This is a genomic window from Pectobacterium artocarpous (assembly GCF_046159765.1).
Lineage (GTDB): Bacteria > Pseudomonadota > Gammaproteobacteria > Enterobacterales > Enterobacteriaceae > Pectobacterium.
The window spans coordinates 62,752-81,600 of record NZ_JBJXVK010000015.1 but is presented as its reverse complement, the minus strand read 5'-3'; the positions used below and the strand labels follow the sequence as shown (position 1 = coordinate 81,600).

Here is an 18,849-nt window from a genome sequence, read left to right as displayed (position 1 = left end):
TCTGATAAAGAGTGAAAAACTATGAGCCTTTCGTTTGTCAGTGAGCAGTTACTCACCGTCAACAAATTGAATCTTGACGATCTCGCCGCTGTGCTGGGGTCGCTTAATGAGCGTCGACTGGACTATGCCGACCTTTATTTCCAGTCCAGCTATCATGAGTCCTGGGTACTGGAAGATCGCATTATTAAAGACGGTTCTTACAATATCGATCAGGGCGTGGGTATCCGTGCGATTGACGGTGAAAAGACCGGGTTTGCTTATGCCGATCAGATCACGCTGAACGCATTGCACCAGAGTGCGCAGGCAGCACGCAGCATTGTACGGGAACAGGGTACGGGCACGGCGCACACGTTGGGAGCGGTATCGCATCCTGCGCTGTATCCAACGTTGAACCCGCTGGATAGCCTGACGCGTGAGGATAAAATTGCGCTGTTGCAGCGTGCCGACACGGTCGCGCGTGCCGCGGATGCGCGGGTGCAGGAAGTGTCTGCCAGCCTGACTGGCGTGTATGAGCTGGTGCTGGTGGCGGCGACGGACGGCACGCTGGCGGCGGATGTGCGCCCGTTAGTCCGTTTGTCGATCAGCGTGCTGGTCGAAGCCGAGGGCAAACGTGAACGCGGCTCCAGCGGCGGCGGCCTGCGTGGCGGCTATGACTATTTCTGGGAAGTGACTGACGGTGAAGCGCGCGTTGACGCTTGGGCAAAAGAAGCGGTGCGTATGGCGTTGGTTAACCTGTCAGCGGTGTCTGCACCCGCAGGACCGATGCCTGTGGTACTGGGTGCAGGCTGGCCGGGGGTCCTGCTGCATGAAGCGGTAGGCCACGGTCTGGAAGGCGACTTTAACCGTCGTGGTACGTCAGTGTTCAGCGGACAGATGGGGAAACTCGTCGCATCAGAGCTGTGCACAGTGGTGGATGATGGCACATTGAGCGGACGCCGTGGCTCCCTCTCTATGGACGATGAGGGCGTTCCGGGGCAGTATAACATCCTGATTGAAAACGGTATTCTGAAAGGCTATATGCAGGACAAGATGAACGCGCGTCTGAGGGGTGTTGCGCCAACGGGCAATGGTCGCCGTGAATCTTATGCGCATTTACCGATGCCACGTATGACGAACACCTACATGCTGGCCGGGAAATCCACGCCGGAAGAGATTATCTCCAGCGTGGAATATGGCCTGTATGCGCCAAACTTTGGCGGTGGTCAGGTTGATATCACCTCTGGCAAGTTCGTTTTCTCGACATCTGAAGCATACCTGATCGAAAAAGGTCAAATCACCACGCCAGTCAAAGGTGCAACGCTAATTGGTTCCGGCATTGAAGCGATGCAGCAGATCTCCATGGTCGGTAACGATCTGGCGCTGGATAAAGGCGTCGGCGTGTGTGGCAAAGAAGGGCAAAGCTTGCCAGTCGGCGTTGGTCAGCCTACGCTGAAGCTGGAAAGCCTGACCGTTGGTGGTACCGCGTAATTTGCTCTGACTTCCCTTTAAAACCGCGCCTTATGAGCGCGGTTTTTCTTCCTTGTTATGCTTTTGCCGATAGCCTTGATATGTCAGGGCGACGTTTTTGAAGTATTCCGTCATGTAGTTAATGCAGACCTGTACTTTCAGCGGCAGATTGTCTTTGCGGGTGTAGAGCGCGTAGACCGGACGCGGGTCAGAGTGATAGCGGTTAAACAGGATTTCGATTTCGCCACGATGGATTTCGTCCACGACCCACATGAGCGGAACGTACGCGATACCCGCGCCAGCCTTGAGCCAACGTACCAGCGTTTGCGGATCGTTAGTGACAAAGCGCCCCTGTGGTGTGACGCGGGTTGAAATGCCTTCCGGGGCGATCAGCTCAAATTCGCTGTCGAGCCGCACGCTGTATTCCAGCCAGGAAAAATTCACCATATCTGCCGGTTTATCTGGCGTACCGTGTTGTGCCAGATAACTTTTTGCAGCACAGACGACCATGGGCATCGAGCCTAAGCGTTTCGAGAACAGGCTGGAATCCTGTAATGCGCCGACGCGGATAACGATATCCAGCCCGTCGGCAATCAGGTCGGGAGCGGGAATCCCCGTAACCAGATTGACGGACAAGCCGGGATATTCCTTCAGCATCTCGGCAGTCATGGTGGACAAGACATTTTGCGCCATTGTGGAAGAACTGCCGATGCGCAGTGTGCCGATTGGCGTATTGTTGAAGGCGTAAAGCTGCTCATGAACCTCATGAGCCTCATGCAGCATGCGGCGACAGCCGTGATAGTAAATTTTCCCCGCTTCCGTCAGCCCAATGCTGCGTGTGCTGCGGTTCAGCAGCTTAATCTGTAGTTCATCTTCAAGCTTAGTGACGGTCTGGCTGACGGCGGATACGCTCATCTGCAACTGGCGAGCGGCGGCGGTAAATGAACCAAATTCCACCACGCGGGCAAACACCGACATACTCTTTAGTCTTTCCATTATTCACTCTGACTTAAAAGTGATTTAGATCACACTATGTAGATAAGGTGATAATAAGCATCCATAATATAGCCTATCCGGTGGTGCTGAGTGGAACATTATCCGCCATCGTCCAAGCGGCAGCGTTGCCTGAAGGTGAAAGCGAACAGACATCGCCCTTGCGGTCGTTCATGATTGTTCATCGCTTAGCGCTACCCAATGATTGTGTTTATTTACCCAATGTAGATCGTGCGCTGATTTCCCATCGTTATTCATCCGTTTAACGCTATCTCATTTGTTGGTTTCCAGCCTGCGAGATGAGGCGCTTTTGTCTATGCTGAATGTCAGCATCAGACGACATCATTTACCATCCGGTAGCGAACCTTCGCGCTACCGCTATCTAACAGAAAAAAGGAAAAGAGGATGAGTTCACTCCCAGTTATGGTGCTGTTCGGGCTGTCATTTCCCCCCGTATTTTTTGTCTTGCTGGTGTCATTGACCCTGTTTTTTGTCGTGAACCGCCTGCTGCAACCGACGGGTATCTATGACTTCGTCTGGCATCCGGCGCTGTTTAACAGCGCGTTGTTCTGCTGTTTGTTCTATTTACTCTTCCGTTACGGTCTGTGAGGCGTCTGTGAAAGCGTTCTTTTTAACCTTGTTTAGACAGCAGGCCGTGCTGATCAAAAAACTGAGCCGCGTGGTCATTACGCTGGTGATTGTGCTGTGTGCGATTGTCGCCATTTTCCGTGTCTGGGCGTTTTATACCGAATCACCCTGGACGCGCGATGCCAAATTTACGGCGGATGTTGTTGCAATCGCACCGGATGTCAGTGGGTTGTTGAGCGATGTTCGCGTCACGGACAATCAACGGGTGAACAAAGGTGATGTGCTGTTTGTCATCGACCAGCCGCGCTACCATCAGGCCGTGGCGCTGGCGGAAGCCGATGTCGCCTATTATCAGGCGCTGGTGACGGAAAAACGCCGGGAATCAGAGCGTCGTGCGCGCCTGGGCGTCAGTGCGATGTCGCAGGAAAATATCGATCAGTCCAGTAATGCCCTGGAAACGGCGACGCACCAGCTTGCGAAAGCACAGGCAGTGTTGTCACTGGCGCAACTGGAGTTGGATCGTACCGTAGTGCGTGCCCCTGCTGACGGCTGGGTGACCAACCTGCATGTGCAGAGCGGCGAGTTCATCGAGCGCGGTAATACGGTGGTGGCGCTGGTGAAGAAAGATTCATTTTATCTGCTGGCGTACATGGAAGAGACCAAACTTGAAGGGGTTCGCCGCGGCTACCGTGTGGAAATCACCCCACTGGGCAGTGAAAAGATATTTTATGGCACGGTCGATAGCGTGGCAGCGGGCGTGAATAACAGCAGCAGTAGCGCAAACAATAAAGGCCTGGCGAATGTGGATTCCAATCTGGAGTGGGTGCGTCTGGCGCAGCGTGTGCCGGTAAAAATTCGTCTCGATCGCCAACTGGGCGACCTCTATCCGGCTGGCACCACGGCAACCGTAGTGATCACCGGCGAACAGGTTAATAATGACAAAAAGCCGTCGCCGCTCATCCGTCTCCTTTATCACCTGCGTGAGTTTGGTTAAGTGAGGCGATGATGAAAACCTCGTCGTTGACAGGAGCCGTGTTCTTTACGACACCAGAGTTTGCGCGCTTGCGCTTTGCTTTCAAACTGAGCTTTGCGATTGTGCTGTCCCTGTTTCTAGGGTTCCACCTCCAGTTGGAAACCCCGCGCTGGTCGGTGCTGACGGCGGCGATTGTCGCTGCCGGTCCAGCCTTCGCCGCAGGCGGTGAGCCGTTTTCCGGCGCAATTCGCCATCGTGGTATTTTGCGTATTATTGGCACCTTTATCGGCTGTATCGGTGCACTGATTATCATTATTGCCACCGTTCGTGCACCTGTTGTGATGTTGATGCTGTGCTGTATTTGGGCGGGCCTCTGCACTTGGGTTTCCTCACTGGTTAAAGTCGAAAATGCTTATATGTTCGGGCTGGCGGGTTACACCACGCTGATTATTATTGTGTCGACGCAGGGAACGCCGCTGCTGACGCCGCAGTTTGCCGTGGAACGCTGTAGCGAGATTGTGCTGGGGATTTTCTGTGCCATTCTGGCTGATTTACTGTTCTCGCCACGCTCGATCAAGCAGGACGTTGACCGCAGTATGAGCGAACTGCTGGTGGATCAATATCGGTTACTGCAACTCAGCATGAACAGCGCGGAGAAAGAAGCCATCGATGCAGCATGGCACGCGCTGGTGCGTAAAACGACCGCGCTAAACGACATGCACAACAGCCTGATGCTGGAATCCTCGCGCTGGCAGAACAGTAACCGCCGCTTAACGTCGCTGCATACGCAATCCCTCACGATGATTACACAGGCATGTGAAACCTACCTGATGTTGCAGGATGCCCCGACTCCCGTAAAAAGCAGCCTGAAACTGGTGTTGGATCAGCCCGTTGAGTCGTTTCGCGATGTGCATTGCCGTGTGAAAGCATTACGCCATCTGATTGTGGCTGACAGCCGTAATGTGCCGCCTACGCTGGTTAGCTGGTTGGGGGCGGCGACGCGCTATTTGCTGTTAGCGAAAGGCGTGCATACGAACGGGCGTATCACGACGATGGAAGCCGATGTGCTAAACAGCGATGTGGAAATTAAAGCGCCATCAGCCGAAACCCATCATGCGATGATCAATGGGTTACGTACTGGCGTGGCGACCGCGCTGGGTTGCCTATTCTGGTTGAGCACTGGCTGGACTTCTGGCAGCGTGTGCATGGTGATGATTGCGGTGGTGACATCGCTTGCCATACGTTTGCCGAATCCGCTGATGGTGACGAAGGATTTTCTTTTCGGGACGATCTACGCGCTGCCGCTGGGTGCGCTGATGTTCATGTTTATTATGCCCTCAACACAGCAAAGTATGCTGCTGCTGTGCCTGAGTCTGGGTGCCATGGCATTTTTACTCGGGATTGAAGTACAAAAACGCCGGCTTGGTTCGCTGGGGGCATTAGCCAGTACGATCAATATATTGGTGCTGGATAACCCGATGACGTTCCACATCAGCCAGTTTCTGGACAGCGCGATCGGCCAGATCATCGGCTGTTTTCTGGCGCTGATGGTGATCCTGCTGATCCGGGATAACACTAAGGCGCATACGGGGAGAACCCTGCTGAACCGCTTTGTATATGGTGCAGTCTCGGCGCTGACGACTAACACGGCGCGGCGCAAGGAAAACCATCTGCCTGCGCTGTACCAACAGCTGTTCCTGCTGCTGAACCGCTTCCCTGACGATATTGCCAAGTATCGTCTCGCACTATGGCTGATCATCATGCACCAGCGCCTGAGAACGCTGGATATTCCGCAAAACGCCGCGCTGTCTGCCTTTCATCGTCAGATTCGTGCAACGGCAGAGCAGGTGATTTTGGCTCGACGTGATAGCACGCGCAGTCGCTATTTCACGCAACTGCTAGACGAGCTTGAACGCTATCAGCAGATGCTGACGGAACAGCAGCTTCCCCCGAGTGTGACCGCGCCAGTGGGACGATTGACCGGGATCTTACGTGATTATCAGCATGCGCTGAGCAATTAGTTCTCAGTGGACGGGCAGAGCGGCAACACTAACGATTAATCCGAGAGTGCCGCAGGCCACGTCCATCACTTCTATACTGAATTATCTATAGCTTCCCTTATAACGTCATGGGATATGACTCTTTTCAGGAGGTAAAACGATGTCAGGATACCATTTGCAGGATCATGAACTGTTTAAAACGGGCTACTTTGTTGCGGGAAAATGGCAGCAGGGCGGAACCACCTTTGAGGTGGTGAACCCAGCGACGGGTAAGCCTATTGCCCGTGTGGCGAAAGCAGGAAAGAAAGAGACGCAGGCGGCGATTGACGCTGCCTATGCCGCCTTTCCTGCCTGGAAGCGTAAAACCGCGAAGGAACGTTCTGACATTCTGTATCGCTGGTACGAGCTGATTCTGGAGAATAAGCGCTATCTGGCGGAGTTGATGACCGCTGAACAGGGTAAACCAGTACAGGAAGCTGAAGGTGAAGTCGTCTACGCGGCGAATTTCATTCAGTGGTTTGCTGAGCAGGGAAAACGGGCTAATGGTGAAGTTATTCCGCCTGCTAAGCCTGGATCGAAGATCTATGCCACGCGTGAACCCGTTGGGGTCGTTGTTGCCATTACACCGTGGAATTTTCCGCTGGCGATGCTGACGCGTAAGCTGGGGCCGGCGCTGGCCGCAGGGTGTACTGGCGTCATTAAACCTGCGAACAACACGCCGCTGTCGGCGTTTGCGTTATTGGCGTTGGCACAGCAGGCGGGTGTGCCGGATGGTGTACTTAACGGCGTGGCGGGTGATACGCAAGCGATCAGCGATACCGTCATGGCAAGCGATAAAGTGCGCAAAATTTCCTTCACCGGCTCAACGGCGGTAGGGAAAACGCTGGTGCGCAACGCCGCGGACACGATGAAGAAAGTGTCGATGGAACTGGGCGGGAACGCGCCTTACATTGTGTTTGACGATGCGGATATTCAGGCCGCAGTGAAAGGCGCGATGGCTAACCGTTTCCGTAACGCGGGTCAGGTTTGTGTCAGTGCCAACCGGTTTTATATTCAGGACGGCGTTTACGATGAATTTGTCTCTCTGCTCGCGGAAGAAGTGAAAAAACTGAAGGTCGGCAACGGTATGGATGACGGCGTTGTGCTGGGTCCGCTAATTGATGATGCCGCTGTCGAGAAAGTGGAAAAGCACGTTAATGACGCGGTGGAAAAAGGCGGCAAAACGCTTGTCGGTGGCAAACGGCACAAGTTGGGCCATAGCTTCTTTGAGCCGACGGTGATTGTTGATGCCAACGAAGCGATGCTGCTGGCGCAGGAAGAAACCTTTGGTCCGGTCGCCCCGTGTTTCCGTTTCAAAACGGAAGAAGAGGTGATTGAGCGCGCCAATAATACGCCGTTTGGTCTGGCGGCTTACTTCTACAGCCAGAATTTACAGCGTGTGTTCCGTGTGGCAGAAGCGTTGGAGAGCGGCATGATTGGTATTAACGAATGCGCGGTTTCAACCGAATTGGCACCGTTTGGTGGTGTGAAAGAGTCGGGATTAGGTCGCGAGGGCTCGGTTCTGGGTCTGGACGAGTTTCTGGAAGTGAAAACCTGGCATCTGGGCGGATTGTAATGTGAATGAATCGTGCGAGCTGAAGTAATCAGCGTCCGAAGCCAGTAATGTGCGGGATGAATGAGGGCGACTCCTCATCCCGCACTTGCCATTAGTCTGTGGTTTCTGCCAGTTCGCGCAGATATTGGAAGATCTGGCGGGCGGATTTCGGCGGTTTGTTCGCCGCTTTCTCTTTCTGCGCATTGCGCACCAGAGAACGCAACTGCTGACGGTCTGCATGGGGATACAGCGCCAGAACATCGGGAACCACATCGTCACCCTCGGCAATCAGACGATCGCGCAGTTGTTCCAGTTTGTGGAACAATGCCACCTGCTGATTATGACGGTTGTTCAGCTTATCCAGTGCGGTTTGGATCGGCTCTGGATCGCGGGCGCGCAGCATTTTACCAATCAGCTGTAGCTGACGGCGACGGCCTTCTTTCTTGATCCGCTGCGCCAGTTCCACCGCTGCACGCAGATCGTCGTCCAGTGGGATCTTCTCCAGGGCATTTTTACCCAGATCGACCAGTTCCGCGCCGAGATCTTTCAGGGCTTCGGCATCGCGTTTTATTTCGCTTTTGCTGACCCAGATAATTTCATCATCTTCGTCGTCTTCCTGATTATCCGGGACGTCATTCAGCCAGTCTTCGGGTTTTTGTTTCATGGTTGGCTCCTAAAAGTGTCCAGGAGCAATTCGTAACGCGACGAGAGCGGCTCCGGGATGGTGAACAGCGTGCCCACCAGAAAAAAGAGGCTGATACTAACAGGTTTGGGCTTTGTGCGAAATTGTCCGTAGATCCTGTTAGACTAGAAAGCATTATGCTACACCATATTATGCTCGTTTTTGAGCATGACTCCTATCTTGCTAATCGTGGGATGATGGTGAGCTTTCTTCCACTCATTATGGCAGAACAATGACGATAACTACTCAGGTTGCAGAGCAGCGTAAAGCGCTGGAACTCGCAGTTGCTCAGGCGCTGGAACTGGCGCGTGCCGCCTCGGATGCGGCAGAAGTCGCGGTGTCAAAAACGACGGGCATTAGTGTCAGCACCCGTTATGGTGAGGTTGAAAATGTTGAATTCAATAGCGATGGCGCGTTGGGTATTACGGTTTATCACCAACAGCGTAAAGGCAGCGCATCGTCTACCGATCTTAGCCCGGATGCGATAGCCCGTACCGTACAGGCCGCACTGGATATTGCTCGTTATACTTCTGTCGATCCTTTTGCTGGCCCGGCGGATCGCGATCTTCTGGCGTTTGACGCGCCGGATCTGGATCTATTCCATCCGACCGAGTTGGATGCGGATCGCGGCATTGAATTAGCGGCTCGCGCAGAACAGGCGGCGTTACAGGCTGACAAGCGCATTACCAACACCGAAGGCGGCAGCTTTAACAGCCACTATGGCGTGAAGGTGTTCGGCAATAGCCATGGCCTGTTGAAAAGCTATTGTTCCAGCCGTCATTCCATGTCCAGCTGTGTGATTGCCGAAGTGAATAGCGATATGGAGAGGGATTATGCTTATACCGTTGGCCGTGCGCTGGATGATTTGCGCAGCCCGGAGTGGGTGGGCGAAGAGTGCGCCCGCCGCACGTTATCCCGCCTGTCACCGCGTAAGCTGCCAACCATGCAGGCACCAGTGATGTTTTCTGCGGAAGTGGCGACGGGTCTGTTTGGTCATTTGGTTGGCGCTATCAGCGGTGGCAGCGTTTATCGTAAATCGACCTTTCTGCTGGATAAACTCGGTCAGCAGATTCTGCCAGAGTGGTTGACGATAGAGGAACAGCCGCACTTGCTTAAAGGGCTGGCGTCTACGCCGTTCGACAGCGAAGGCGTACGGACGCAGGCGCGTGAAATTGTGAAAGCGGGCGTGCTGCAAACTTGGCTGCTGACGAGCTACTCCGCACGCAAGCTGGGGATGAAAAGCACCGGCCACGCGGGGGGGATTCATAACTGGCGGATTGCCGGACAGGGCCTGGATTTTAACGGCATGCTGAAACAGATGGGCAAAGGCCTGCTGGTGACCGAACTGATGGGACAGGGGGTGAGCGGTGTGACGGGCGATTATTCCCGTGGGGCATCCGGCTTCTGGGTCGAAAACGGTGAAATTCAGTATCCGGTCAGCGAGATTACGATCGCGGGTAACCTGAAGGACATGCTGCGTAATATTGTGACGGTGGGGAACGATATCGAAACCCGGAGCAATATCCAGTGTGGTTCCGTGCTGTTGCCTGACATGAAGATCGCAGGGGAATAAGATGGCTTTCGCTGAGTAACCGTCGCCGTCGGCGGTGTCCGACGGCTGTTACTCTATGCCAATAGTGGGCATCGTACCCGCTAATTTAGCGGTGGTACTCACCTGCGGCTTCAGGCTGATAGAGTAGTTCGAGTACTTCAATTCGTGTTTCTTCACCGTTTGGCAACTGCCAGGTGATCGAATTTCCCACATGCATTCCCAATAGTGCCGCACCCAGCGGAGCCATCACCGACAGCGGTTCTTGACTGTCTTTCACTGAGGCCGGATAAACCAGCGTGCGGATGTGCTCTTCGTTGGTATTCAGATCGCGGAAACGCACCCGACTATTCATGGTGACGACATGTGAGGGAATCGATGCCGAAGGCAGAATGTCCGCCCGATCCAGTTCATCATTCAACGCCTGTGCGATATCGCTGTCCGCAAAGGCGGGCTGCTCCAATAACATATCCAGACGTTCTGCATCCAATTCACTGATTGTCAGGTTAGGTTTCGTCATACTCCTCTCCAGTTGGTATTTTCAGATGGTATAAAAATAACCCCCCGCGCCCAAAGGAACGGGGGTATAAGAAAATATTATGATTTATGCAGATAGATAGTAGGAGGTTCGGGGAGGAAAGTGAAGCGATCCTTGTCACGAAGGCTGGCAACTAGCCTGCTAAGGAAATCGCTAGTCTTCGTCGAACCCAGCTTCGAACAGCCCGATGACGGCGGCAAGCGCCTGGATTTCATCTAGGCCAGTGGCTTCGACCTCGATGAGTCGCCCTTTGGCGGAGTCCAGCATCAGCATGGCAATTACGCTGCTGGCTTCGGCTTCGGTGCCGCTGTCATTACGCAGTATGACTTCTGCATCAAAGCTCTGCACCAGTTCGAATAACTTCATGGCTGGGCGAGCGTGCATGCCCAGCTTGTTTTTGATTTCAACCGTTTGCCGGACTGTCATGGGGTACCTGGCTGTACTGGTTTGCCGATGATTACGACGGTTTACGCTTTTCCAGCGTGCGGTGGCGCGACTGGACGTTCTTGCCGCGAGAGCGGAAATAGTCTGCCAACTGCTCGGCGACATAGACGGAACGGTGTTTACCGCCGGTACAGCCAATCGCGACAGTCAGATAACTGCGGTTATTGGTTTCCAGCATGGGCAGCCACAGTTCCAGATAGCTACGGGTCTGGTAGATGAAATTGTGAACTTCGGTATGCCTGTCGAGGAAAGACGCGACGGGCTTATCCAGACCGGTCATCGGACGCAGCTTCGGATCCCAGTGCGGGTTCGGCAAGAAACGCACGTCAAAGACGTAATCCGCATCGATAGGGATGCCGTGCTTGAAGCCGAACGACTCGAACACCATCGTAAGCTCGCGTTCTCGCTTGCCGAGCAAACGGGTACGCAGCATCTCGGCCAGTTCATGTACTGACATCTCTGAGGTGTCGATAATCAGATCGGCGCGTGAACGCAGTGGTTCCAGCAGGTCGCTTTCTTCATCAATGGCACTTTCCAGCGACAGATTCTTACTGGAGAGCGGATGCAGGCGACGGGTATCGCTATAACGACGGATTAATGTATTGCGGTCGGCATCCAGAAACAACAGTTGAGGCGAGAAGCTTGGCGGCAGTTGCTCCATGGCATGCTCGAAGATCTCTGGCGATTCTGGCATATTGCGCACGTCAATGCTGACCGCTGCGGAAATGTTACGTGCCGCAAGCGTATTAGCCAGCTCTGGCAGCAGAACCACAGGCAGGTTATCTACGCAGTAGAACCCCATATCTTCCAGTGCGCGCAGGGCGACAGATTTCCCTGAACCTGAACGACCACTGACAATCATCAGCACCATCTGACGACTCCCCTCTGGCAACGTGATGGCGAATTCTCATTGCCACTGTTTTTATAAAAAAGTGATGTATAGCTAAAAAAATGACGGCTTCGCGTATGGATTGCAAGCATTCTCTGAACCCACCGGGAATAGCTCGTCATCGTGAGCATGACGATCGTCTGGCTTAACCGGCTTCCGTCATAATCTGGTACAGCTCTTCATCGCTTTGCGCCGCACGCAGGCGTCGGCAAACCGTTTTATCCGCCAGCCGCTTGGCGACAAGCGACAGGGTATGCAAATGGGTTTTACATTGTTCCGCCGGAACCAGCAAGGCAAAAAGCAGATCAACGGCCTGATTATCAATAGCATCGAAAGCGATCGGTTGCTCTAACTGGATGAAAACACCGATGGCACCCAACGCATTATCATCTTCCAGCTTGCCGTGAGGAATGGCAATGCCGCCGCCGATTCCTGTGCTGCCCATCCGCTCCCGGGTCAGGATGGCATCAAAGATAATCTGCGAAGGAATGTTAAGCTGCCTGGCGGCCAGCTCACTGATAATTTCCAACGCCCGTTTCTTGCTCTGGCAGTGGACGGTACTTCGGGTGCACTCAGGACGTAATACGGTGCTGAGTTGCAATACGGGATCGTGGTTCATTTTATTTTCACTTAACAACGCTTTCACTTCTGGTGATCCCGACCCATCCGATGGATGGGCCGAGTTTGTTCCCTTGCTAAACGGCAAGGGAGAAAATTAGTGCTGCTTGAGTTTATCTTTATGCTTATTGAGCTGTCTCGCCAGCTTATCAATCAATAAATCTATCGCGGCGTACATATCTTCCGCTTCTGAGGTTGCATGCAGCTCGCCACCATTAACGTGGATCGTGGCTTCGGCAATTTGCTGAACTTTTTCCACTCTCAATACCACATTGACCTGATTAATCCGGTCAAAATACTGCTCTAACTTGGCAAACTTGCCATTCACAAAATCACGCAGCGGTTCAGTGATTTCGATGTGGTGTCCGGTAATGTTGAGCTGCATAGTGTCTTCCTTCTCTGTTGAGATCAAATCAGTTGTTTACGCTGATTTGATGGTGGGATAGATAAAGACTCTCGGTATTTTGCGACGGTACGGCGCGCCACGATGATGCCCTGCTCGGAGAGCAGTGCGGTAAGCTTACTATCGCTTAGTGGCTTGGCGGGATTTTCCGCCGCAATCAGCTTCTTCACCAGCGCGCGAATTGCCGTTGACGACGCTTCTCCGCCGCTGTCGGTATTCACATGACTTGAGAAGAAATATTTTAGTTCAAAAATGCCGCGCGGACTGTGCAGGAACTTCTGTGTCGTCACGCGTGAGATGGTGGATTCATGCATATCCACCGCCTGCGCGATATCTGCCAGCACCATGGGTTTCATGAATTCTTCACCTTGCTCGAAGAAATCCTGCTGCTGCTCGACGATGCAGCGGGTCACTTTCAGCAGTGTGTCGTTGCGGCTTTCGAGACTCTTGATGAGCCAGCGCGCCTCTTGCAGATTACTGCGGATAAATTGCCCATCGCTGTCGTTGCGTGCGCTGTTGCCCAGTGCCGCATACTGCTGGTTAATCTGTAGACGGGGAATGCTGTCAGTGTTGAGTTCTACGGCCCAGATACCCTGGACTTTGCGTACGAGCACGTCAGGGATCACGTATTCGGATTCGCCGGTGTTGATCGACTGCCCTGGACGCGGATCGAGTGACTGGATTAGCGCCAGCGCTTCTTTCAGCACGTCTTCTTTCAGACGCGTGACGCGGATCAGGCTACGGAAGTCATGGTTGGCTAACAGATCGAGATGATCGCTGACGATCAGGCGGGCTTCATCCAGACGCGGCGTGCTGTCGGCGAACTGGGAAAGCTGCACCAGCAGACAATCACGCAGATCGCGAGCGGCGACGCCAACAGGATCAAAGCGCTGCACGCGTTTGAGTACGGCTTCGACTTCTTCCAGCGTTACGTCGTCGTCACCGATGCTGTCAAGAATGTCCTCCAGCGGCACGGTCAGGTAGCCGGTGTTATCCACGGCATCGACGATAGAGGTCGCGATGGCGGAATCGGTGTCTGAAAACGGCGTTAGTTCAACCTGCCACATCAGGTAATCCTGAAGTGTTTGCGTAGTTTCGCCTTGATAAATCGGCAGTTCTTCATCGCGATAGTCGGTGCCAGTGCCCGACGGTGTGCCTGCGGAGTAAACCTCATCCCAGGTGGCATCGATCGGCAGTTCTTCCGGCATATCCCTTTGCTCAAGGGCTTCGCCGGTATCCAGTGAATCGCTGTCTGCCTTTTCAAATGACTCGATTTCGTCGTGCTGATCCGTTTGTTCAAGCAACGGATTGCTTTCCAGCGCCTGTTGAATTTCCTGTTGCAATTCAAGCGTGGACAGTTGCAACAGGCGGATAGCCTGTTGGAGCTGTGGAGTCATGGCCAGTTGCTGGCTAAGCCTGAGTTGCAAACCTTGCTTCATAAATCGCGCTAACGTCCCATAAGTGCTGCAAAGAGAAAATATTACCCTATCAGAGTCGGAAGCCTTCGCCCAGATAGACACGTTTCACCTGTTCATTGGCCAGAATATCGGCCGGTGAACCGTGGGCGATCAGATTGCCCTGACTCACGATGTAGGCTCGTTCACAGACATCAAGCGTTTCGCGGACGTTATGATCGGTAATCAACACGCCAAGCCCGCTGTCACGCAGATGCTCAATGATTTTTTTAATATCCAGTACGGAGATCGGGTCTACGCCCGCAAACGGTTCATCCAGCAGGATGAACTTCGGATTTGCCGCCAGCGCACGTGCAATCTCTACGCGGCGTCTTTCCCCACCAGACAGCGATTGTCCCAGACTATCGCGCAAATGAATAATATGGAATTCTTCCATTAACTCATTGGCACGATCTTCCTGCTGCTCAGTCGTCAGATCTTTACGAATCTGTAATACTGCCATCAGGTTGTCATAGACGCTTAAGCGACGAAAAATAGAGGCTTCCTGCGGTAGGTAGCCGATGCCGCGTAGTGCGCGTTCGTGCAGGGGAAGCAGGCTGATGTCGTCATCGTCAATGACAATGCGTCCTTCGTCACGCGGGACGATACCCACTACCATGTAGAACGTGGTCGTTTTACCGGCACCGTTCGGCCCGAGCAGGCCGACGATTTCACCAGAATTGACGGTGAGGCTGACGTTTTCGACGACCTTACGGCCTTTGTACGCCTTGGCCAGATTTTCTGCGGTTAATGTTGCCATAACTTATTCAGTGACCCGTGGTTGCGGTTGTTGAGAACGAGAAGGCTGGCTCTTGTTCTCTTTCTCCTGAAGCTGAGAGGGAACCAACACCGTCGTCACGCGTTTTCCTTTTTCGCTGGTCGCTTCCATCTGCTGTTGTTTCACCAGATAGGTGATGCGATCGCCTTTTACATTGCTGTCCTGTTGTTCCAGATAGGCATCACCTGTCAGTACCAGAAAATCTTTGGCCAGCTCGTAGCGGATTTTCTGCGCGTGACCTTTTACCGGTTTGCCGTTGTCCTGCATCTGGTAGAAGGTCACGGGGTTGCCGTAACCTTCTACCACTTCACTGCCTTGCGTGCCCTGTGGGCGTGTTACGACAACCTTGTCGGCTTTCACTTCAATCGTCCCTTGCTTCACGACAACATTGCCTGTGAATGTCACCGTATTGCCCTGCATGTCCAGAGACTGCTGTGCGGAATCAATGCGAATAGGTTGGTTGCTATCGCCCGTGACGGCGAAGGCGGAAACGCTGACGGCGAACAGCGAACTGGCGATCAGGGTGTTACGCATCAGGTTATTGGTTTTGGATTTCATAAGAGGTTTTTACCTTTTCGATCAACTCGGCCGTTTTGTTACGCAGATTTCCGCGCATTTTCATTCCGCTTGAGGTAAAGCTGGTGCCGTACAGGGTGACTTCATCATCGGACGAAACGTCCTGCGTCACCAGATTCACCTGGGCATTATTCGTTGTGATGCGCTGAAGTTGTGCGTCTTTCGTCAGGCTATTTACCTCGACGTGACCGTACAGATAGAGCATCTTGTCTTTTGTCAGCTTGGCGCGGTCTGCGCGTACTGACCAGGTTGCTGTTCCCTGTTCGTTGAACAATGTGGCAACGGGGGCGGTAAACCAACTTAACTGCTCGTCGTTGAAATACTCTGCTTTGTCTGAAATCAGTCTGTAGCTCAGTTTGCCCGCGGGGCTGTATACCTGTGTGTTGGTTTTTTCGCTGGTATAAACCGGCACCGCAGGGTCGTTTGCATCCGGTGCCGCTACGGTGTCGTCATCGGCAATATTCCAGCCGATGAGGATAAGTACCAACAGCGCCAGAAAAGCGGTGAGCCAACGCTTGGTTTTACTCATATTGACAACCCTTTGGCATGCTCCAGCTTGTCTTGCGAGAACAGAATCAAATCACACAACTCACGTACGGCGCCGCGGCCTCCCGCAATGCGGGTGACATAATCTGCGAGTGGTAACAACAGCGGGTGAGCATCAGCCACGGCAACGCTCAACCCGACCTGCGCCATCACCGGCCAGTCGATCATATCGTCGCCGATATACGCGACCTGATTTGCCGTTACGGAGAGTTTATCCAACAGATCGTTGAAGGCCAAAACCTTATCCGATTGCCCCTGATAAAGATGGTCAATACCCAGCGTTTTACACCGATCTTCCAGCAGTTTTGCTGAACGTCCGGTGATGATGGCTAACTCAATGCCAGACGTCAGCAAACAGCGAATGCCATAACCGTCACGGACGTTAAAGGCTTTCAGCTCTTCGCCGTGGTTGCCCATGTAAATCAGACCATCAGACATCACGCCGTCAACGTCGCAGATTAACAGGCGAATTTCACGGGCTTTATCCAGTACCTGTTGATCGACAGGCCCATAGCAGGTATCGGTTTGCGCCCTGACTTCACTCATTCACAATTATCCTTTCTTTTTAAACCACGCCAGCCCGCAACATATCGTGCATATGGATAATACCGACCAGACGATCGTTTTCTGCCACCAGCAACGAGGTGATGTGGCGTGACTGCATCAGGTTAAGTGCATCCACCGCCAGCGTTTGCGGTGCGACCCGGATGCCGCCCGCGGTCATCACATCAGCAATGCGCGCGCTGTTCAAGTCAATATTCATGTCGAAGATGCGGCGTAGGTCACCATCGGTAAAGATGCCCTGAATTTTCATATCCGCCTCGCAGATTACCGTCATACCCAGATTTTTGCGCGTAATTTCCACCAGCGCATCACGCAGTGAAGCATCGTGTGAGACATGTGGAATCTCGTCGCCTGAATGCATGATATCGCTGACGCGCAGTAAAAGTTTGCGGCCAAGTGCGCCACCAGGGTGAGAAAGGGCAAAATCTTCGGCGGTAAAGCCACGCGCCTGTAGCAAAGCCACGGCCAGCGCATCGCCCATGACCAGCGTCGCAGTGGTGCTGGAGGTGGGCGCCAGACCGAGCGGGCAGGCTTCCTGCGGGACGTGGACGCACAGGTGAATATCTGCTGCCTTACCCATCGTACTTTCCGGCGCACTGGTCATGCAGATCAGGAACACTTTCTGGCGTTTCAAAACGGGAATCAGCGACAGAATTTCATGGGACTCGCCAGAGTTGGAAATAGCGATCACGATATCGTGCGGCGTCACCATACCGAGGTCACCGTGGCTGGCTTCGCCCGGATGAACAAAAAAAGCGGGCGTGCCGGTACTGGCGAAGGTCGCGGCCATCTTGCAGCCAATGTGGCCGGATTTACCCATTCCCATTACCACGACTTTGCCCTGGCAATGGAATATCTTTTTACAGGCGAGGGTAAAATTATCATCAATGTACTGATCTAATTGCGCAAGCCCATCGCGCTCGATACTCAATACCTGTTTGCCCGCCTGCTGGAAGTCGAAATCGGTCGGTAGTTCGTGAGCCTTTTGTAATTGAGGGACGGCTGGCGAACCATGATCGGATAGTGCACGGTCAGACTGCTGTTTTAGATGAGCATCTTGTTCAAACTGTGACATACCAATAGTCCTGATTATGATGAAAAACGGAATATATTCTTAGGAAAAACTGAACGACTTATGAAAAACAAAACAGGGTCGTCAGATAGGCGATAAAGGCGCAGCATAATAATGCGCTTGCGCTCTGTCCTATACGGCGTTTTTTACTGAGGCACAGCGCGGTTAACAGCACGCTTGCCGCCAGCATGACCCAATAGTCGCGTTGAAAAACCTGAGGATTCAGTGCGCCCGGCGAGAGCAGGGCGGGGACGCCCAACACAATCGCGATATTAAAAATGTTCGAGCCAATTAGGTTGCCCAGCGCAATATCATCTTCTTTCTTCAACGTTCCGACGATGGCGGTCGCCAGTTCAGGCAGGCTAGTGCCGATCGCCAATATCGTCAGCCCGATGGTCAATTCACTGACGTCGAAGTAGCGTGCAATGACGGTAGCGTTATCCACCACCATCCGGGCAGCCATGGGTAAAATAATCATGCCGAGAATCAGCCACAGCACGGCAACCATCTGATTGCTGTCGTCCTGCGGAAGTTCCGCCAGCTGTTCGCGGGTCAGGCTATCGCCGCCTTCTCGCTGCGCCTGTTGCGCCATGCGCAGTATCAACACCAGACACAGAACGGCGGCGAAGAGCAGCATCATGCCGTCAGCACGGCTCAGGTAGCTATCATGCAGTAAAACGCCACACAATAAAGTGACGGACAACATGAGAGGCAATTCCCGGCGCAGGATGGCTGACTGTACCGTCAGTGGCCGAATAAGCGCTGCGCTGCCGAGAATGAGTAAGATATTGGCGATATTGGAGCCCAGCACATTACCGACGGCCATATCGTTCTGATCGTTTAAGGCGGCAGTAACAGAAACGATCAGCTCGGGTAGCGAAGTACCGAAACCGACAATGGTGATGCCGATGACGAAAGGAGGTAGGCCGAGAGAACGCGCAAGCACGGCAGCGCCATAGACAAGACGGTCAGCACCGTAAACCAATAGTAGCAAACCAATGAACAAGAGTAGTGTTGCAAAAAGCATGCAGCGTCCTTTAATAGGATATAATCACAGGCTTATTGTCGAATAAGTCAGTATTTCTGGACGAATTTCGCACAAAAAGTATTTTTTGTGATGAGTGCTAATTCTGACGGTGCTT

The 18,849-nt window shown here is 53.3% G+C and carries 20 protein-coding genes; 6 read left to right on the top strand and 14 right to left on the bottom strand.

What is annotated here, in order from left to right; genetic code table 11:
- Window positions 1-21 precede the first annotated feature (21 nt).
- On the top strand, window positions 22-1,467 hold the full coding sequence (tldD, locus tag ACKQAD_RS11445) for a metalloprotease TldD (RefSeq protein WP_409160270.1): 1,446 nt from the start codon (window positions 22-24) through the stop codon (window positions 1,465-1,467).
- A 30-nt stretch (window positions 1,468-1,497) separates the two neighbouring features.
- On the opposite strand, the gene aaeR is transcribed toward tldD, so the two are convergent.
- Window positions 1,498-2,442, bottom strand: a complete 945-nt coding sequence (gene aaeR, locus ACKQAD_RS11440; protein ID WP_409160269.1) for an HTH-type transcriptional activator AaeR — start codon at window positions 2,440-2,442, stop codon at window positions 1,498-1,500.
- 402 nt (window positions 2,443-2,844) lie between these two features.
- On the opposite strand from aaeR, the gene aaeX reads away from it, so the two are divergent.
- From aaeX to ACKQAD_RS11420, 4 genes are all read left to right on the top strand, one after another.
- Window positions 2,845-3,048, top strand: coding sequence for a p-hydroxybenzoic acid efflux pump operon protein AaeX (gene aaeX, locus ACKQAD_RS11435; RefSeq protein ID WP_005975424.1), 204 nt, complete (start codon window positions 2,845-2,847; stop codon window positions 3,046-3,048).
- A gap of 7 nt (window positions 3,049-3,055) precedes the next feature.
- A complete protein-coding gene (gene aaeA, locus ACKQAD_RS11430; RefSeq protein ID WP_409160268.1) occupies window positions 3,056-4,021 on the top strand; it encodes a p-hydroxybenzoic acid efflux pump subunit AaeA in 966 nt (321 codons plus the stop codon).
- Window positions 4,022-4,032: 11 nt separating this feature from the next.
- Window positions 4,033-6,021, top strand: coding sequence for a p-hydroxybenzoic acid efflux pump subunit AaeB (aaeB, locus tag ACKQAD_RS11425; RefSeq protein WP_409160301.1), 1,989 nt, complete (start codon window positions 4,033-4,035; stop codon window positions 6,019-6,021).
- Window positions 6,022-6,160: 139 nt separating this feature from the next.
- Complete coding sequence (locus ACKQAD_RS11420; RefSeq protein WP_409160267.1) at window positions 6,161-7,615, top strand: NAD-dependent succinate-semialdehyde dehydrogenase; 1,455 nt, start codon at window positions 6,161-6,163, stop codon at window positions 7,613-7,615.
- A gap of 91 nt (window positions 7,616-7,706) precedes the next feature.
- On the opposite strand, the gene yjgA is transcribed toward ACKQAD_RS11420, so the two are convergent.
- Window positions 7,707-8,258, bottom strand: coding sequence for a ribosome biogenesis factor YjgA (gene yjgA / locus ACKQAD_RS11415; RefSeq protein WP_271875767.1), 552 nt, complete (start codon window positions 8,256-8,258; stop codon window positions 7,707-7,709).
- A gap of 250 nt (window positions 8,259-8,508) precedes the next feature.
- On the opposite strand from yjgA, the gene pmbA reads away from it, so the two are divergent.
- Entirely contained in the window at window positions 8,509-9,849 is a 1,341-nt protein-coding gene (pmbA, locus tag ACKQAD_RS11410) for a metalloprotease PmbA (protein ID WP_409160266.1), read from the top strand.
- Window positions 9,850-9,934: 85 nt separating this feature from the next.
- Here the strand turns inward: pmbA and rnk are convergent, their stop codons facing one another.
- The 12 genes from rnk to ACKQAD_RS11350 all read right to left on the bottom strand — a co-directional run bounded on the left by rnk (window position 9,935) and on the right by ACKQAD_RS11350 (window position 18,734).
- The gene (rnk, locus tag ACKQAD_RS11405) at window positions 9,935-10,345 is read right to left on the bottom strand and encodes a nucleoside diphosphate kinase regulator (protein WP_409160265.1); all 411 of its coding nucleotides are present in this window, start codon (window positions 10,343-10,345) and stop codon (window positions 9,935-9,937) included.
- 171 nt (window positions 10,346-10,516) lie between these two features.
- Window positions 10,517-10,789: a PTS phosphocarrier protein NPr gene (gene npr / locus ACKQAD_RS11400; RefSeq protein WP_409160264.1), complete on the bottom strand. Its 273-nt coding sequence runs from the start codon at window positions 10,787-10,789 to the stop codon at window positions 10,517-10,519.
- A gap of 31 nt (window positions 10,790-10,820) precedes the next feature.
- On the bottom strand, window positions 10,821-11,678 hold the full coding sequence (gene rapZ, locus ACKQAD_RS11395) for an RNase adapter RapZ (RefSeq protein WP_010296630.1): 858 nt from the start codon (window positions 11,676-11,678) through the stop codon (window positions 10,821-10,823).
- 163 nt (window positions 11,679-11,841) lie between these two features.
- Window positions 11,842-12,315 (bottom strand): PTS IIA-like nitrogen regulatory protein PtsN, encoded by a 474-nt coding sequence (ptsN, locus tag ACKQAD_RS11390; protein ID WP_039279069.1) that lies wholly within the window; start codon window positions 12,313-12,315, stop codon window positions 11,842-11,844.
- 96 nt (window positions 12,316-12,411) lie between these two features.
- Entirely contained in the window at window positions 12,412-12,699 is a 288-nt protein-coding gene (hpf, locus tag ACKQAD_RS11385; RefSeq protein WP_012772995.1) for a ribosome hibernation promoting factor, read from the bottom strand.
- A gap of 23 nt (window positions 12,700-12,722) precedes the next feature.
- Window positions 12,723-14,156 (bottom strand): RNA polymerase factor sigma-54, encoded by a 1,434-nt coding sequence (gene rpoN, locus ACKQAD_RS11380; protein ID WP_409160263.1) that lies wholly within the window; start codon window positions 14,154-14,156, stop codon window positions 12,723-12,725.
- A 49-nt stretch (window positions 14,157-14,205) separates the two neighbouring features.
- On the bottom strand, window positions 14,206-14,931 hold the full coding sequence (lptB, locus tag ACKQAD_RS11375) for an LPS export ABC transporter ATP-binding protein (protein ID WP_409160262.1): 726 nt from the start codon (window positions 14,929-14,931) through the stop codon (window positions 14,206-14,208).
- Between the two features lie 3 nt (window positions 14,932-14,934).
- Entirely contained in the window at window positions 14,935-15,507 is a 573-nt protein-coding gene (gene lptA / locus ACKQAD_RS11370) for a lipopolysaccharide ABC transporter substrate-binding protein LptA (protein WP_409160261.1), read from the bottom strand.
- Window positions 15,488-16,054, bottom strand: coding sequence for an LPS export ABC transporter periplasmic protein LptC (gene lptC / locus ACKQAD_RS11365; protein ID WP_409160260.1), 567 nt, complete (start codon window positions 16,052-16,054; stop codon window positions 15,488-15,490). The genes lptA and lptC overlap by 20 nt, the downstream gene beginning before the upstream one ends.
- Window positions 16,051-16,617, bottom strand: a complete 567-nt coding sequence (gene kdsC / locus ACKQAD_RS11360; RefSeq protein ID WP_409160259.1) for a 3-deoxy-manno-octulosonate-8-phosphatase KdsC — start codon at window positions 16,615-16,617, stop codon at window positions 16,051-16,053. Before kdsC ends, lptC begins: the two co-directional genes overlap by 4 nt.
- Before the next feature lie 19 nt (window positions 16,618-16,636).
- The gene (kdsD, locus tag ACKQAD_RS11355; RefSeq protein WP_409160258.1) at window positions 16,637-17,710 is read right to left on the bottom strand and encodes an arabinose-5-phosphate isomerase KdsD; all 1,074 of its coding nucleotides are present in this window, start codon (window positions 17,708-17,710) and stop codon (window positions 16,637-16,639) included.
- Window positions 17,711-17,768: 58 nt separating this feature from the next.
- The gene (locus tag ACKQAD_RS11350) at window positions 17,769-18,734 is read right to left on the bottom strand and encodes a calcium/sodium antiporter (RefSeq protein WP_409160257.1); all 966 of its coding nucleotides are present in this window, start codon (window positions 18,732-18,734) and stop codon (window positions 17,769-17,771) included.
- Window positions 18,735-18,849: the final 115 nt, after the last annotated feature.